Origin of the sequence: Actinoplanes sp. NPDC049668, from assembly GCF_044465445.1 — a bacterium.
In the GTDB taxonomy this organism is placed as follows: Bacteria; Actinomycetota; Actinomycetes; order Mycobacteriales; family Micromonosporaceae; genus Actinoplanes.
In genome coordinates this window covers 622,771-636,820 of record NZ_JBITLR010000006.1, presented here as the reverse complement: position 1 = coordinate 636,820, position 14,050 = coordinate 622,771, and the positions used below count along the sequence as shown (strand labels likewise).

16 protein-coding genes are annotated in these 14,050 nt (G+C 73.2%); 2 read left to right on the top strand and 14 right to left on the bottom strand.

The window, feature by feature from the left end; all coding sequences use genetic code 11:
* The first annotated feature begins 12 nt into the window (after window positions 1-12).
* A complete protein-coding gene (locus ACIBSW_RS27515) occupies window positions 13-489 on the top strand; it encodes a hypothetical protein (RefSeq protein WP_354728911.1) in 477 nt (158 codons plus the stop codon).
* 3 nt (window positions 490-492) lie between these two features.
* Here the strand turns inward: ACIBSW_RS27515 and ACIBSW_RS27510 are convergent, their stop codons facing one another.
* On the bottom strand, window positions 493-870 hold the full coding sequence (locus ACIBSW_RS27510) for a DUF1801 domain-containing protein (protein ID WP_354728935.1): 378 nt from the start codon (window positions 868-870) through the stop codon (window positions 493-495).
* Window positions 871-966: 96 nt separating this feature from the next.
* On the opposite strand from ACIBSW_RS27510, the gene ACIBSW_RS27505 reads away from it, so the two are divergent.
* The gene (locus tag ACIBSW_RS27505; protein WP_354728913.1) at window positions 967-1,755 is read left to right on the top strand and encodes an AAC(3) family N-acetyltransferase; all 789 of its coding nucleotides are present in this window, start codon (window positions 967-969) and stop codon (window positions 1,753-1,755) included.
* On the opposite strand, the gene ACIBSW_RS27500 is transcribed toward ACIBSW_RS27505, so the two are convergent.
* From ACIBSW_RS27500 to ACIBSW_RS27440, 13 genes are all read right to left on the bottom strand, one after another.
* Entirely contained in the window at window positions 1,756-2,184 is a 429-nt protein-coding gene (locus tag ACIBSW_RS27500) for a hypothetical protein (RefSeq protein ID WP_354728915.1), read from the bottom strand.
* A gap of 22 nt (window positions 2,185-2,206) precedes the next feature.
* A complete protein-coding gene (locus tag ACIBSW_RS27495) occupies window positions 2,207-2,866 on the bottom strand; it encodes an MOSC domain-containing protein (protein WP_354728917.1) in 660 nt (219 codons plus the stop codon).
* A complete protein-coding gene (locus ACIBSW_RS27490; RefSeq protein ID WP_354728919.1) occupies window positions 2,866-3,687 on the bottom strand; it encodes a GNAT family N-acetyltransferase in 822 nt (273 codons plus the stop codon). Before ACIBSW_RS27490 ends, ACIBSW_RS27495 begins: the two co-directional genes overlap by 1 nt.
* A 36-nt stretch (window positions 3,688-3,723) precedes the next feature.
* A complete protein-coding gene (locus ACIBSW_RS27485; protein ID WP_354728921.1) occupies window positions 3,724-4,737 on the bottom strand; it encodes an LLM class flavin-dependent oxidoreductase in 1,014 nt (337 codons plus the stop codon).
* Window positions 4,738-4,810: 73 nt separating this feature from the next.
* Complete coding sequence (locus ACIBSW_RS27480) at window positions 4,811-5,272, bottom strand: DUF1707 domain-containing protein (RefSeq protein ID WP_354728923.1); 462 nt, start codon at window positions 5,270-5,272, stop codon at window positions 4,811-4,813.
* Between the two features lie 83 nt (window positions 5,273-5,355).
* On the bottom strand, window positions 5,356-6,621 hold the full coding sequence (locus tag ACIBSW_RS27475) for an MFS transporter (protein ID WP_354728925.1): 1,266 nt from the start codon (window positions 6,619-6,621) through the stop codon (window positions 5,356-5,358).
* 109 nt (window positions 6,622-6,730) lie between these two features.
* Window positions 6,731-7,615, bottom strand: coding sequence for a zinc metalloprotease HtpX (gene htpX / locus ACIBSW_RS27470; RefSeq protein ID WP_354728927.1), 885 nt, complete (start codon window positions 7,613-7,615; stop codon window positions 6,731-6,733).
* 120 nt (window positions 7,616-7,735) lie between these two features.
* A complete protein-coding gene (locus ACIBSW_RS27465) occupies window positions 7,736-9,187 on the bottom strand; it encodes a proton-conducting transporter membrane subunit (RefSeq protein WP_354728929.1) in 1,452 nt (483 codons plus the stop codon).
* Window positions 9,184-10,731 (bottom strand): NADH-quinone oxidoreductase subunit M, encoded by a 1,548-nt coding sequence (locus ACIBSW_RS27460; protein ID WP_354728931.1) that lies wholly within the window; start codon window positions 10,729-10,731, stop codon window positions 9,184-9,186. The genes ACIBSW_RS27465 and ACIBSW_RS27460 overlap by 4 nt, the downstream gene beginning before the upstream one ends.
* The gene (locus ACIBSW_RS27455) at window positions 10,731-12,620 is read right to left on the bottom strand and encodes an NADH-quinone oxidoreductase subunit L (protein ID WP_404799470.1); all 1,890 of its coding nucleotides are present in this window, start codon (window positions 12,618-12,620) and stop codon (window positions 10,731-10,733) included. Before ACIBSW_RS27455 ends, ACIBSW_RS27460 begins: the two co-directional genes overlap by 1 nt.
* The gene (nuoK, locus tag ACIBSW_RS27450) at window positions 12,617-12,937 is read right to left on the bottom strand and encodes an NADH-quinone oxidoreductase subunit NuoK (RefSeq protein WP_354719967.1); all 321 of its coding nucleotides are present in this window, start codon (window positions 12,935-12,937) and stop codon (window positions 12,617-12,619) included. Before nuoK ends, ACIBSW_RS27455 begins: the two co-directional genes overlap by 4 nt.
* Entirely contained in the window at window positions 12,937-13,452 is a 516-nt protein-coding gene (locus ACIBSW_RS27445) for an NADH-quinone oxidoreductase subunit J (protein WP_354719965.1), read from the bottom strand. Before ACIBSW_RS27445 ends, nuoK begins: the two co-directional genes overlap by 1 nt.
* Entirely contained in the window at window positions 13,449-14,033 is a 585-nt protein-coding gene (locus ACIBSW_RS27440; protein ID WP_354719963.1) for an NADH-quinone oxidoreductase subunit I, read from the bottom strand. Before ACIBSW_RS27440 ends, ACIBSW_RS27445 begins: the two co-directional genes overlap by 4 nt.
* Between the last annotated feature and the right edge of the window lie 17 nt (window positions 14,034-14,050).

Here is a 14,050-nt window from a genome sequence, read left to right as displayed (position 1 = left end):
CAGGGAGATGCCATGAGTGACCGCGTCCACGTACCCGATCCAGAACTCATGCGGCGAGCCGGCAGACGCATGACCACCGCCCTGGTCATCATGCTGATCCTGACCACGTTCCTCACCGTCGCCGGCATCAGCCTCGTGGCCGCCGGCGAGCTCGCCGGGCTGCCGCTGGCGGTCGGCGGGGCCGTGCTGGAGATCGCCGCCATCGTTCTCGTAGTCGCGACACTCCGCGTTCGCCGAACGCTGGACGGCCGGACGATTGCACGTTCGGCCCTGCTCACGGCGCGCCAGACGGCCAATCGGGTTTACCGCGTCGCACTCGTGACGACGATCGCGCTCATCGGGTACGGCGTCGTCCGGCTGGTCCTCGGCGATCCCTGGAGCCTGGTCACGGCGTGCGTCATCAGCATCGGGCTGTTCCTGCTCGCCAGAGGCAGCAAATCCATGGGCCTTGCCCAGGACCAGGCGCTGAACCCTCAAGCAACGTCATAGGGGTCAGCCGGCCGCCCTCCGGACGAGGTCGGCGATCCGCTCCTCGGCCTCGGCGGTCAGCTCCGTCAGCGCGTACGCGGTCGGCCACATCGTGCCGTCGTCGAGCTCCGCGATGTCGTTGAAGCCCAGCGTCGCGTACCGGGTCTTGAACTTGTCGGCGGGCTGGAGGAAGCAGACGACCTTGCCGTCCTTGGCGTACCCGGGCATGCCGTACCAGAGTTTCGGGCCGAGTTCCGGCGCGGCGGCCGTGATGATGGCGTGCACCCGCTCGGCCAGGGCGCGGTCGGCTGCCGACAGCTCGGCGATCTTCGCGAGGACCGCCGCCGTCGCGTCGGCCTTCTTTCCGCGTGGGGCCTTCAGCTCCTTGGCCCGTTCCTTCATCGCATCGCGTTCTTCGTCCGTGAAGCCCACGCCGGTGTCCTCCCTGCATAGCAGTCATCACCATGCTAGTGAGCGGACGTCATTACACTGCGCCGAATGGATCAGCCGGCACCGCACACCGTCCAGTCCCTGGCGTCCGACCTGCGTGCGCTCGGTGTCGCCGCGGGCGACGTCGTGCTGCTGCACTCGTCGATCCGCAGCCTCGGGTTCGTCGCCGGCGGATCGCAGGCGGTCGTGCAGGCGCTGCTGGACGTGCTCGGGCCCGGCGGCACCCTCGTCGTGCCGACGCAGACGTCCGAGAACACCGACCCGGCCGGGTGGTCGCGTCCGCCCGTCCCCGAGGCGTGGTGGCCGGTGATCCGGGAGCAGACCCCGCCGTTCGACCCGGCGCGGACCCCGAGCCGGGGCATGGGCGTCATCGCCGAGACGGTACGCACGTGGCCGGGCGCGCTGCGCAGCGATCACCCGCAGGTCTCCTTCGCCGCGGTGGGCGGGCGGGCCGCCGAGATCGTCGGCGGGCACCGGCTCGACGACGCGTTCGGCGAGACCTCGCCGCTCGGCGCGGTGTACCGGCTCGGCGGCAAGGTGCTGCTGCTCGGCTGCGGCCACGGCTCGAACACCTCGCTGCATCTCGCGGAGTACCGGCAGGCCTCGCCGCCGCGCGTGGTCACCGGATCGTCGGTCCGGCAGCCGGACGGTACGGGTCGGTGGACGACCTGGCTCGACGTCGATGCCGACGAGGGTGACTTCGAGCGGCTCGGTGCCGACTTCGAGGAGACCGGCGCCGCGGTGGTCGGCCGGGTCGGGAGCGCGACAGCCCACTTGATGTCGCAGCCTGATGCGGTCGACTTCGCGACCGCGTGGCTGAGCGTCAACCGGGCGTAGTCACCCGTAGAGGTGGCGGCGGACCAGGGCGTCGTGTTCGAGGACGGTGTCGACGACCTTCCAGAATTCGGGGAGCCGGGGGTGCTTCAACCCCTGCTCGCGGGTGAGCTTCTGGCCGAACATCGGGTCGTCGGGGGTGACGGCGCCGCCGTCGACGAGCGTCGCGGCGGGCGCCGGCGAATTGTCGACGGGCCCGACCCGGCAGCCGAACGTGAGGTGGTCGTCGACCCGGTTCTCGCCCCAGGTGCCGAGGATCGCGTCGATCCAGGTCTCGTGCACGCCGTTGTGGTGGTAGCAGCTGGCGAAGTAGACGCCGAGCGCGCCGTCGCCGTCGTGGATCCAGGCCCAGGTCCGGTCCGCCTCGGTGTGGCAGCACGGGCAGACGAACTGCCGTACCTGCCGGCTGCCCTCGTCGATGGTGTAGGTCACGACGGGACCCTACTGCGTTCGGCTAGATCTTGAGGCGGCGCCGGAATTCGTCCTTCAGGGTCTCCGGCAGTTCCAGGTCCAGGTAGCCGCGCAGCCGCTCCGGCTCGTGCAGCCAGGCGTGGAAGCCGTCCGCGACGCTCACACCGTGGCCGGGGCGGTCGAGGATCTCGATGCGGTCGCCGGCCTGCACGTTGCCGGGCCGGACCACGCGCAGGTAGGCGCCCGGCCTGCGTTCCGCGCCGAAGCGCTTCACCCACTGCGGCTCGGCCATCTTCCACTGGAACGTCGCGCACGGGATGCGGCCGAAGGTGGTCTGCAGCACCAGCTCGTCGCCGATCCGCCACGTCTCGCCGAGCATCGCGCCGTTGACGTCGAGGCCGGCCGTGGTCAGGTTCTCGCCGAAGATGCCGCTCGGCAGCTTGCGATCGAGTCGCTCCTCCCACCAGTCGTAGTCCTCGCGGGCGTACGCGTAGACGGCCTGGTCGTCACCGCCGTGGTGCTCGGTGTCGAAGATCTGGTCACCCACCAGGCCACTGTGCAGTCCCGTGCGCTTCGGCCCCGGTGCCCGCACCGCGACCGGATGGTCGACCGGCTGCTTGTTGATGCCGGTCGTGCCGACGTGCTTGGCGTTGCTCTTCTCGGGTACGGCAAGGTTGACCTGCAGAACGACGGCATTGCTCATCAGGCGAACTCCACTACGCTGCGGTCCTCGATCGGCAGGTAGCCGATTCGCTGGTAAAGGGCGTTGCTGGTCGGGTTGGCCAGGTCGGTGAAGAGCACCACGTCGCTCACGCCGGCGTCCAGGGCGGCCTGGCTGACGGAGACGGTGACCGCGCCGGCATAGCCGCGGGTCCGGTGCTCGGGCGGCGTGTAGACCGACAGCACCCGGACCATCCCGGCGTCCCGGCGGGAGGCACCGGCCATCGACACCGGCTCGCCGTCGACCTCCCACAGCCGCAGGCCACCGTACGAGAGCCGGTCGTCGACCAGTTCGCCGGCGGCGTCGGTCGGCTCGCCGAGCTCCCGCATGAAGGCGTCCGTCCAGTCGACGAGCAGGCCGCGATCGCCGGGGCCGGCGACGCGGGCCCGGCCGGGCGCCGGCGGGGTCGGGGGCGCCAGCGTGCCGAGGCGGAACAGGCGCATGCGCCCCGCGACGCGCGGTGTCGCGCCGGTGCGGCGTTGCCACTCCCGGGCGAAGGCCTCCGTGACCGCGTCGGGCCCGGCGACGGCCGGCAGCGCCACGCCGTCGAGCCGGCCGGCCAGCTCCGCCGCGGCGGCCGGGGACATCGCACTGAGCACGCCGGCGCGGGGCGGCGTACGCAGAAAGGCGCCGCCGTCGCACCAGCCGAAGATCGGCGGCTGGTCGCCGAAGGCGTTGGGCCCACGCTCGCGCACGGTCTCGCTCACGGTCAGGAGCAGGGTGTTCTCCACCGGGTGCGCGCGCAGAAACTCACCGGCGCCGGCGAGGAAGTCGTCGACGCTGTCGGTGATGTGCCAAGTCATGCCCCATCCTGTGCCACGAGCCGTGCGCGGCGCACCTCAATTCGGCAGGCCCCAGGCCTTGGCGATGCGGGCCAGCGAGTCCTGCCTGGTCGCCGGGTCGTAGGCCGCGCCGGCCAGGATCAGCTCGTTCGCGCCGGTGCGCTCCACCAGCGCGTCGAGGCCCGCGACGACGTCGTCGGCGGTGCCCGCGTACTGGGTGCCCGGGAGGTGGTCCAGGACGTCGCGGTCGAGTTCGGACAGTTCCTGCCGCGCCGCCGATTCCGGTGAGACGATCGGGCCGAGGCGGCCGGTACGCAGGCTCAGCGCGACGATCCGGCTCGGCCCGGCCAGGAACTGCGCCTCCTCCCGGGTCTCCGCCGCGAGCACGGAGGCACTGACCATCAGGTGCGGTTCGGGGTATCGCGGCGACGGCTTGAAGCCCGAGCGGTACAGCCGCGCGGCGGTGTCCACATCGGAGCTCATCGCGAAGTGGTACGCGTAGCAGAACGGCAGCCCCAGCTCGGCCGCCACCTGGGCGCCGTAGGTCGACGAGCCGAGCATCCAGACGTCGGGGAAGGTCCGCGGCGCCGGGGTCGCCCGCAGCCGGCTGACCCGGTTCGGCGACACCCGGTCGTCGCCGAGCAGGGCCAGCACCATGGCGAGGTGGTCGGGGAACTGCTCGACGGTCAGGTGCGGCGAGCCGCGCAGCGCGGCGGCGGTGGCCTGGTCGGTGCCGGGCGCCCGGCCGATGCCGAGGTCGATGCGGCCGGGATGCAGCGCCTCGAGCAGGGCGAACTGCTCGGCCACCACGAACGGCATGTGGTTGGGCAGCATGACCCCGCCGGAGCCGACCCTGATCCGGCTGGTGTTCGCCGCAACGTGCGCGATCAGCACCGGCGGCGAGGTGGACGCGACGGCCGGCATGTTGTGGTGCTCCGCGACCCAGAAGCGGGAGTATCCGAGGTCGTCCGCGGTCCGCGCGATCTCGGTCGTGCCGCGCAGCGCGTCGGCGCTGTCGTGCCCCTCGCTGACGGTGGCGAGGTCCAGCACGGACAGGGGTACCCGACTCATGACCACGGATCCGACGTTACGTCGCCGGCGCCGGGCGCCACCCGCCGCCGGCCCATGAGCTGCGCCACACGTCTCAGCGGCGGCGCTGCCTGCGGATCGACTGGACGCCGACCGTGGTGGCGGCCAGGGCGGCGCCGGGCACGAGCACCCAGATCGGCCAGGGGTAGACGTGGCCGGTGGTGGTCACCTCGACGACGAACCAGACCATCAGGTTGACTGCCGCGATCGCCGCCCAGATGGTCCAGAGGACCTGCAGCGCCAGCGGCATCTTGCGGGCCAGGCGGCGGGCCTCGGCCAGGCGGCGGGCGTGCACCTCGGCCGCGCTCAGGCCGGGCTTCGGCAGGTCCGCCACCAGGCCGAGCAGGTCGGCGTAGGTGCGGGCCGCGTAGGCCTCGCTCACCCGGTCGTCGTATTCGCCGAGGGAGAGCCGGCCCTCGTCGAGCGCCGCCTTCAGCTCCTCGGCGATCTTGTGCCGGTCGGCGTCCGCCGCACGCATCGTCTCGACACCGGGTCGCGGCACGACTTCCCTCGCCATGCCCGTCAGGCTAACCGAGCGACCGAGACCTCTCCAGCCCCGAACGGCGCAAACCGCCCGGACCGCACCGCCAATATCGGCGGTCAGAGAGAGGTCGCCATCGCCGCGCGCATGCGGGCCGCGGCCAGCTCGTCGGCGCGGGCCATCGGGCCCGCCGGGACCGCGGCGACCAGCGCGGCCATGCCGAGCACCGCGGCCGCGAAGACGAACGCCCACGGCAGGCCGCCGGGCCGGTCGGCGAGCGCCCCGGCCACCGCGCCGCCGGCCGCGCTGCCCGCGACCGTCACGGTCACCGCCCAGGTGTACGCCTCGTTCAGCATCCCCGCGGGCGCGATCCGGCCGATCAGGCTGTTCTCCACGGTCAGCGCCGGTGCGATCGTGGCGCCGCCGATGACCAGGGCCGCGCCGAGCGACAGCGGGCCGGGCATGAACGCGAGCACCAGGAAGCTGAGCGCGACCGCGCCGAGCAGCCAGGCGAACTGCCGGGGCAGCGCCATCGCGGGCCGCCGGGTGCCGAACCAGATGCCGCCGATCGCGCTGCCGATGCCCCAGACGCCGAGCAGGACGCCGCCGAGCCCGTCGCCGCCGCCGTGCTGCGCGGCGTACGCGGGGACGATCACGCCCGCCGCGCCGAACGCCATGCCGAGCGCGCCGACGCAGGCGAGCAGCGCCGGGAAGCCGCCGACCCGGAGCGGGCCGAGACCGCGGGTGGTGTCGGCGTCCTCGTGCCGTACCCAGTGCCGCATGATCGGCAGCCAGGCGATCGCGAGCGTGCCGCCGAAGGTGACGACGGCCGCGAAGATCAGCGCGGACGCCGGGTCGTGGGTGATCACGATGAGGGCCGCGACGAGCATCGGGCCGAGCACGAAGACCAGCTCGAAGAGGGAGGTCTCGGCGGCCATCGCGGCCGAGCGCAGCCCGTGCCGGCCGGTGCCGACCTCGGTCGCGTCGGTCCAGGCCCGGCGGATCGCCGCGGTCAGCGGCGGGTAGGTCGCGCCGGCCAGCGCCGAGGCCACGATGATCGCGGGGAGGCTCGCGCCGCCGCTGCGGCTGACCAGCAGGAGGCCGATCAGGGCGAGCGGGTGCAGGATCGCGGTCGCCAGCAGTACGGGCGAGGGGCCGATCCGGTCCGCGACGCGGCCGGCGACCGGGCTGATCGCGGCGCCGGAGAGGGCGTAGATGCCGCCGGCCAGGCCCGCGACGGCGTAGCTGCCGGTGGCCCGCTGCACGAGCAGCAGCAGGGCGAGCGGGGTCATGCCGATGCCGAGGCGGGCGAGGATGCCGACTATGAGGAGGACCCGGCCGCCGGGCATCCGCCACACGCCAAGGTACTGACGCAACGCGGCCATCCGGTCCTGCCTCCGAAGCTGGGTGGGGGTGTAACGAGCGGGAGCGCTCATCGAACCTAACGTTCGGTGAGCGCTCCGCACATCTGAATTCGTCGTCCTGTCACGGACGTCACCAGGGGCGGCCGGCCCCGTTGCCGGTGACCGCGGCGAGGTGGTGCAGCCGCCTGATCCGCTCCTCCATCGGCGGGTGCGTGGAGAAGAGGGACGCGATGCCGCCGGCCCGCAGCGGGTTGGCGATCATCAGGTGCGCCGAGCCGGCGAGCTGGCCGTCGGCCGGCAGCGGCGCCCGCTGTGCGCCGTACTGGATCTTCTGCAGCGCGCTGGCCAGCGCGAGCGGGTCGCGGGTCAGGGTCGCGCCGGACGCGTCGGCCTGGTACTCCCGGTTGCGGCTGATCGAGAGCTGGATCACCGACGCGGCGATCGGGGCGAGGATCATCATGAGCAGCAGCGACGCCGGGCTCGGGCCGTCGTCGTCGTCCGAGCCGCCGAGCGGCAGGAAGATCGCCAGCTGGGCGGCCATCGTGATGATCCCGGCGAGCGCCGCGGCGACGCTGGAGATCAGGATGTCGCGGTTGTAGACGTGGGAGAGCTCATGTCCGATGACGCCGCGCAGTTCGCGGCTGTCCAGCAGCCGGGTGATCCCCACGGTGACCGCGACCGCGGCGTTGCGCGGGTTGCGCCCGGTCGCGAACGCGTTGGGCTGCAGGGCCGGGCTGACGTACAGCCGCGGCATCGGCTGTCCCGCGGTCGTGGCGAGCTCGCGCACGATCCGGTACAGCTCCGGGAACTCGGCCTCGCTGACGGGCCGCGCCCGCATGGACCGCAGGGCGATCCGGTCGGAGAAGAAGTAGGTGCCGGCGTTGAGAGCCAGCGAGAGGATGACGGCGAACACCAGGCCGCCGCCCCCGCCGAGCCAGTACCCGATGGTGAGGATCATGGCGGTGAGCAGACCCAGCAGAGCGGCCGTCTTGAGGCCGTTGTGGTGGCTGTGCACGATGTACTCCTTCAGAGAGCGGGCCGGTGGGCCCACGTCTCATGGAACATCGCGATTATGTGAATCAATCCGGGATGTAGCTGTGAGTTCACTGTGTGTGACCTGGGCCACGGCTCCGAATCAGCTGAGGGCGTCGAAGACCCATTGGGGGGCGAAGCCCAGGATCACCGTCAGCAGCGTCGCCACCGCGACGGCCGCACCCACCGTGCGGGACACGTCGACCCGGGTCAGCGTCGCCACGGCACCTGGCTCGGCGGCGGGCACCGGCTCCGACGGGAGGCCGACCGGGGCGTAAAGGCTCGCGGCGACCCGGGCGTAGTAGGCCAGGGCGATCACCGCGTTCAGGGCGACCACGCCCGCCAGCCAGCCCCAGCCGTTGTCGATCAGGGACGCCACGATGGTCACCTTGGCGAACAGCCCCGCCAGGCCCGGCGGCAGGCCCGCCAGGCCGGCGAGGGCCAGCACCAGCGCCGCGCCCAGCCACGGGTGGTGGCGGCCCGTGGCGCGGTACTCCGTCAGGTCGCCGCCGTCGCGGCCGGGTCCGCGCAGCGCAACGACCACGCCGAACGCCACGAACTCCAACAGGACGAAGAACACCGCGTACGCCAGGGCTGCGGGCACGCCCGCCGCGCCGGCGGCCAGCGGCGCCAGGATGTAGCCCGCCTGCGCCACCGACGACCAGGCCAGCAGGCGGATCATCCGGGTCTGCCGCAGCGCCACCAGGTTGCCGACCGTCATGGTCAGCACCGCCAGCACCGCGACCAGCGGGCCGGTGTCCAGCCGCTGCGCCACCGCCGCGAGCGCGATCACGCCGCCCAGCTTCGAGGCCGTCGACAGGTACGCCGCCACCGGGATCGGTGCGCCGTCGTAGGTGGCCGGCGCCCACGCGTGCAGGGGCACGGCCGCGACCTTGAAGGCGAAACCGATCACCAGCAGCGCGGCGCCGACCGACGCGAGCGGGGCGAACTGCCCCGCGCCGCCGGTCAGCTCCGCCAGGTGCAGGGCGCCGGTCGAGGCGTACAGCAGGGCCGCGCCGAGCAGGGCCAGGGCTGTGGAGACCACGCTGACCAGGAAGAACGTCACCGCCGCCGAGGCGCCCTCGGTGGTGACCCGCTCGCGCGGCGCGAACCGGCGCAGGCCGACCAGCACGTACAGGGGCAGGGTCAGGGTCTCCAGGCCGACGATCAGCGTGATCAGGTCGCCCGCGTACGCGACCACGACTCCCCCGGCCATCGAGGAGGCGAGCAGGAAGCAGAACTCGCCGGCCGGCGCGATGCCGAGGCGCAGTGCGGGCGCGGAGAGCGCCAGCACCCCGATGGTCAGCGCGGCGAAGAGCACCGCCATGACCGCCGCCGGCGGGGTGGCCACCCAGGAGCACCGCGCCGGGCCGCAGAACGTGTCCGCCGGGTCCAGCGCCAGCGTGACCGCCGCGCCGATCGTGGCGAGGCCGCCGGCGATGCCGGCCGGCACCGCCCACCGGCCGACGGCCAGCTCCAGCACAAGCACCAGCAGCGCCGTGCCGGCGGCGGCGTAGAGCGGCAGCAACGCGAAGTGGTTCACCGACTGGATCATGGGAGGACTCCGGTCAGCGCGGCACCAGGGCCGGCGGTCGCGGCGAGCACCAGGGCCGGCACCAGGCCGACCACCAGCGCCAGCAGGATCAGCGGCGACCAGGCCAGCCACTCCGGCCGGGAGATCTCCGCGAAGCCGGTCACCGCCGGGGTCGCGGGGCCGTGCGTCACCCGGCGCAGCAGGCGCAGGAAGTATGCGGCGGTGAGCGCGCCGCCGACCGCCGCCACCACCGCCAGCGTCATCCACAGCGGACCGCCGCGCTGCGCCGCCGCCACCACCGCGAACGCCTCGCCCCAGAAACCGGCCAGGCCGGGCAGGCCCAGCGAGGCGATCGCGGCGAAGCCCAGCAGGCCCGCCAGCCGGGGCGCGGTCTCGCGCAGCCCGCCCAGCTCGGACAGCTCACCGCTGTGCGCCCTGTCCTTGATCGCGCCGGCCAGGAAGAACAGCAGGCCGGTGATGATGCCGTGTGCCACGTTGCCGATCAGCGCCGCCTGCAGGCCGGTGACCGTCAGCGTGGCGATGCCGAGCATGACGAAGCCCATGTGCCCGACGCTGGAGTAGGCGATCAGCCGCTTCAGCTCGGTCTGGCGCAGGCACACCAGGGAGCCGACGATGATCGCGACAACCGCGAGGATGCCGAGCGCCGGCGCCGCCCAGGCCGCGCCCTCCGGCGCCACCCCGACGCCGACCCGGATCAGGCCGTAGGTGCCCATCTTCAGCAGCACGCCGGCCAGGATCACGCTGCCGACCGTCGGCGCCTCGGTGTGCGCGTCCGGCAGCCAGGTGTGCAGCGGCCAGAGCGGCGCCTTCACCGCGAACGCGACAGCGAACAGGGCGAACGCCGAGCACTGGACCGTGCGGGACAGGTCGGAGGCGCCGGTCAGGGTCACCAGGTCGCCGGTGCCGGCCGCGACGATCACGGTGAAGACGCCCAGCAGGAGCAGCACCGAGCCGAACAGCGTGTAGAGCACGAACTTGCGGGCCGCCCGCCGGCGGTCCGGGCCGCCCCAGCCCGCGATGACCGCGTACATGGGCAGGAGGACGACCTCGAAGAAGATGAAGAACAGCACCAGGTCCAGGGCGAGGAACGTGCCGAGGATGCCGACCTCGAGCACCAGCAGCAGCGCGGCCAGCGTCCGGCCGCGGCCGCCCTCGGGCACCTTCCACACCGTGTACGCGCAGCACAGCGCCGTCAGCAGCCCGGTGAGCACGACCAGCGGGTACGAGATCGCGTCGACGCCGAGGTGGAAGCCGACGTCCAGCGCGGGCACCCAGGGCACGTTGACGTCGGCCCACGGCACCAGCGCCAGCGGGCCGGTGCCGTAGTCGAAGTAGCCGAAGTCCGACGCCTGCAGCGCCGCGAGCAGCACGGTCAGCACGAGGGTGACGGCCGCGAACGCCGTCGCGAGCAGCCGGGCGCCGCGATCCATCCGGGCCGGCAGCAGCGCGACGACCAGCGCGCCGAGCGCCGGCACCGCCAGCACGGAGATGAGCAGCGCCTGCGCCGCCCAGCCTCCGGTGGACGAGTACTCCACGTAGTTCATCAGGCGGCTCCGTAGATCGCCGCGGCGAGGCCGAGGACCAGCGCGCCGGCGAGGACCGCGACGGCGGCCCGGGGCAGGGCCGCCCGGTGCGCGTTGGACAGGATCACGCCGAGGCGGGTGGTCGAGGTGCCGGCGCCCTCGACGGCGCCGTCGACCACGCGCTCGTCGAAGCGGCGCACGGCGCCGGCAAGCGCGCGCACCGGGCGTACCACGAAGCGGTCCTGCAGGTCGTCGATCCGGAAGCCGGCGGCGAACAACGGCCCCAGCCGGCCGAGGGCCTGGGCCGGGTCGACGCCCGGCGCGGTGCGCCAGAGCCACCAGGCGCCGCCCGCGCCGAGCGCGAGCAGCAGCAGCGGCAGCGCGAGCCCGGGCGTCAGGTGCGGCGCCGGCAGCGTGAGCGCGGAGCGGAACGCGGGCAGGAAGACGGCGAGGCCGAGCAGCGCCGACGGGACCGTGAGCACCAGCACCGGCCAGCGGATCAGCCGCGGCGGGTCGTGCGGTGCGGCGGGACCGCGCTCGTAGCGGGCGTCGTCGAAGCCGACCTCCCACTGCTCGGTGCGCGGGCGGCCGAAGAACGTGCGCAGCAGCAGGCGGGTCGCGTACCAGGCGGTGATCGCGACGCCGAGCAGCCCGGCGACCCAGACCACCCAGCCCACCCAGGCCGGCGCCGGGCCGTGGCCCGCGGTCGCGGCGTGCTCGGCCGCGGCCAGCACGCTCTCCTTGGACCAGAAGCCGGCCAGCGGCGGCAGCCCGGCCAGGGCGCCCAGGCCGATCACGAAGGACCAGAACGTCACCGGCAGGTGCGCGCGCAGGCCGCCCATCCGGGACATCAGGTTGGTGCCGACGGCGTGGATGACGCCGCCGGCGGCGAGGAACAGCAGCGCCTTGAAGGCGGCGTGGGTCAGCAGGTGGAACAGGGCCGCACCGGGCACGCCGATCGCCAGGGCGCCGGTCATGTAGCCGATCTGGGAGACCGTCGACCAGGCCAGGACCCGCTTGAGGTCGTCCTGCGCGGTGGCGCTGAGCGCGCCGAGCAGCAGGGTGATCGCCGCCATGACGCCGAGCACGGCGAGCGTGGCCGGCGAGCGCGCGAAGAGCGGGTACAGGCGGAAGACCACGTACACGCCGGCGGCGACCATGGTCGCGGCGTGGATCAGCGCGGAGATCGGCGTCGGGCCGGCCATCGCGTCGGGCAGCCAGGTGTGCAGCGGGAACTGCGCGCTCTTGCCGGCCACCCCGGCCAGGATGAGCAGCAGCGCGACGGTCAGGTGCGCGGGCTCGGCGGCCAGCACGTCGGCGAGCCGGAAGCTGCCGGCCGAGACGCCGAGCAGGGCGATGCCCAGCAGGAAGCCGACGTCGCCGACGCGGGTCACCAGGAAGGCCTTGACGGCCGCGCGGGGCGCCTCGGGCAGGCGCCGGTCGTGGCCGATGAGCAGGTACGAGCAGGCGCCCATCACCTCCCAGCCGACCAGCAGCATGATCAGGTCGTTGGCGGCGACGACCGTCAGCATCGCGCCGGTGAAGAGGCTGACCTGCGCGGCGTAGGGCGCGTAGCGCGGGTCGTCGTGCAGGTAGCCGACCGAGTAGATCTGCACGAGGAGCGCGACGACGGTGACCGCGAGCGCGACGTAGAGCGCGGCCGTGTCCAGCGAGACGCCGACGGTGACCGGCAGATCGCCGAAGCGGACCACTTCCGTGCCGAAGTCGACGGTGTCGCCGGCGATGAGCAGGACGACCGTGGCGAGCAGGGCGATGGCGGCGCCGGCTATGCCGAGCGCCGCGGCCGGGCGCCGCGCCCGTCCGCCGTCGCCGGCTGGCAGCAGCAGGCCGACCAGGCCGAACAGCAGCGGCACGCCGAACAGCGCCGTACCGAAGATCTCGGCGATCACCGGGCGTCCAACTCAATCTCGTCGAGCTGGACCGCGTGGCGCATCCGGTAGTACTGCAGCACGATGGCCAGCCCGACGCCCACCTCGGCGGCGGCCAGCACGATCACGAAGAGGGCGAACACGGCGCCGGAGTATGCCGGCCCGCCGGGCTGCGGCGCCGGTGCCGTCGCGTCGGCGGTGATGAAGATCAGGCTGACCGCGTTGAGCATCAGCTCGACCGCCATCAGCACCAGGATCGCGTTGCGCCGGAGCAGCACGCCGTAGACGCCGAGCCCGAAGAGCAGGGCGGCGGTCACGTACGGGATGACCGCGTGCATCAGGCCTCGTCTCCGTTCCGCGCGCCGATGTCGGGTCGCGACAGCACGATCGCCCCGACCAGGGCGGCCAGCAACAGGATCGAGAGCACCTCGAACGGCAGCACCCAGCGCCCGAAGAGCTCGGCGCCCATCCGCTCGGCCGTGCCCGGCGCGGGCAGCTCGTAGCGCATCCAGCGGAACGCGTCGGCCAGCAGCACCGCGAGGCCGAGCGCGACCCCGCCGCCGACGATCCGGGCCGGCCAGGCCGGCCGGTCCAGGTCCTTCGACGCGCCGATCGGTGCGCGGGTCAGCATGACGGCGAAGAGCAGCAGCACCACGACCGCCCCGACGTAGACGAGCACCTGCACCCAGGCCACCAGCTCGGCGCCGAGGACCAGGTAGATGCCGGCCATCGCGCCCAGGCTGACGACCAGGTAGAGGCCGGCCCGGACCAGGTGGCTGGTGCTGACCACGGCCGCGCCGGAGCCGACCGCGACGGCTCCGAGCGCCAACAGCAGGACGTCGGCGACGGTCACGGTGCCTGCTCCCGGCGTACCGGGGGGCGGGCGGTCTGTGCCGCGGTGGCCGCGCCCGGGCCGGCGGCCTTGCGCGCGGCGGCGGACTCCTCCTTCGAGGGCTCGCCGAGCACGTCGTGCGCGGGCGGCGGCGGGACGGTACGCATCCAGTCGCCGAGGCGGCTCTTGTCGTGCAGCAGGTCGAGGACGTCGGTCTCCGCGTACTCGAACTCGGGGGTCCAGTGCAGCGCGTCGAACGGGCAGACCTCGATGCAGATGCCGCAGTACATGCAGAGGGAGAAGTCGATGTCGAACTTGTCGAGCACGTTGCGCTGGCGGGGCCGGGCCGCGCCGGGGACCACGACCTCTTCCTTGTGCGAATCGATGTAGATGCACCAGTCGGGGCATTCGCGGGCGCAGAGCATGCAGACCGTGCAGTTCTCCTCGAGCAGGGCGATGACGCCCCGCGAGCGCGGCGGCAGGTCCGGCTCGACGTCGGGGTACTGCTGGGTGATGGTGGGCTTGACCAGCATCTTGAGCGTGACGGCGAGGCCGTCGATCAGCCCCTTGCCCGGCGTGCGCCGCTCACCGCTCTCGCTCATAAGGGCCTATCCTGCCC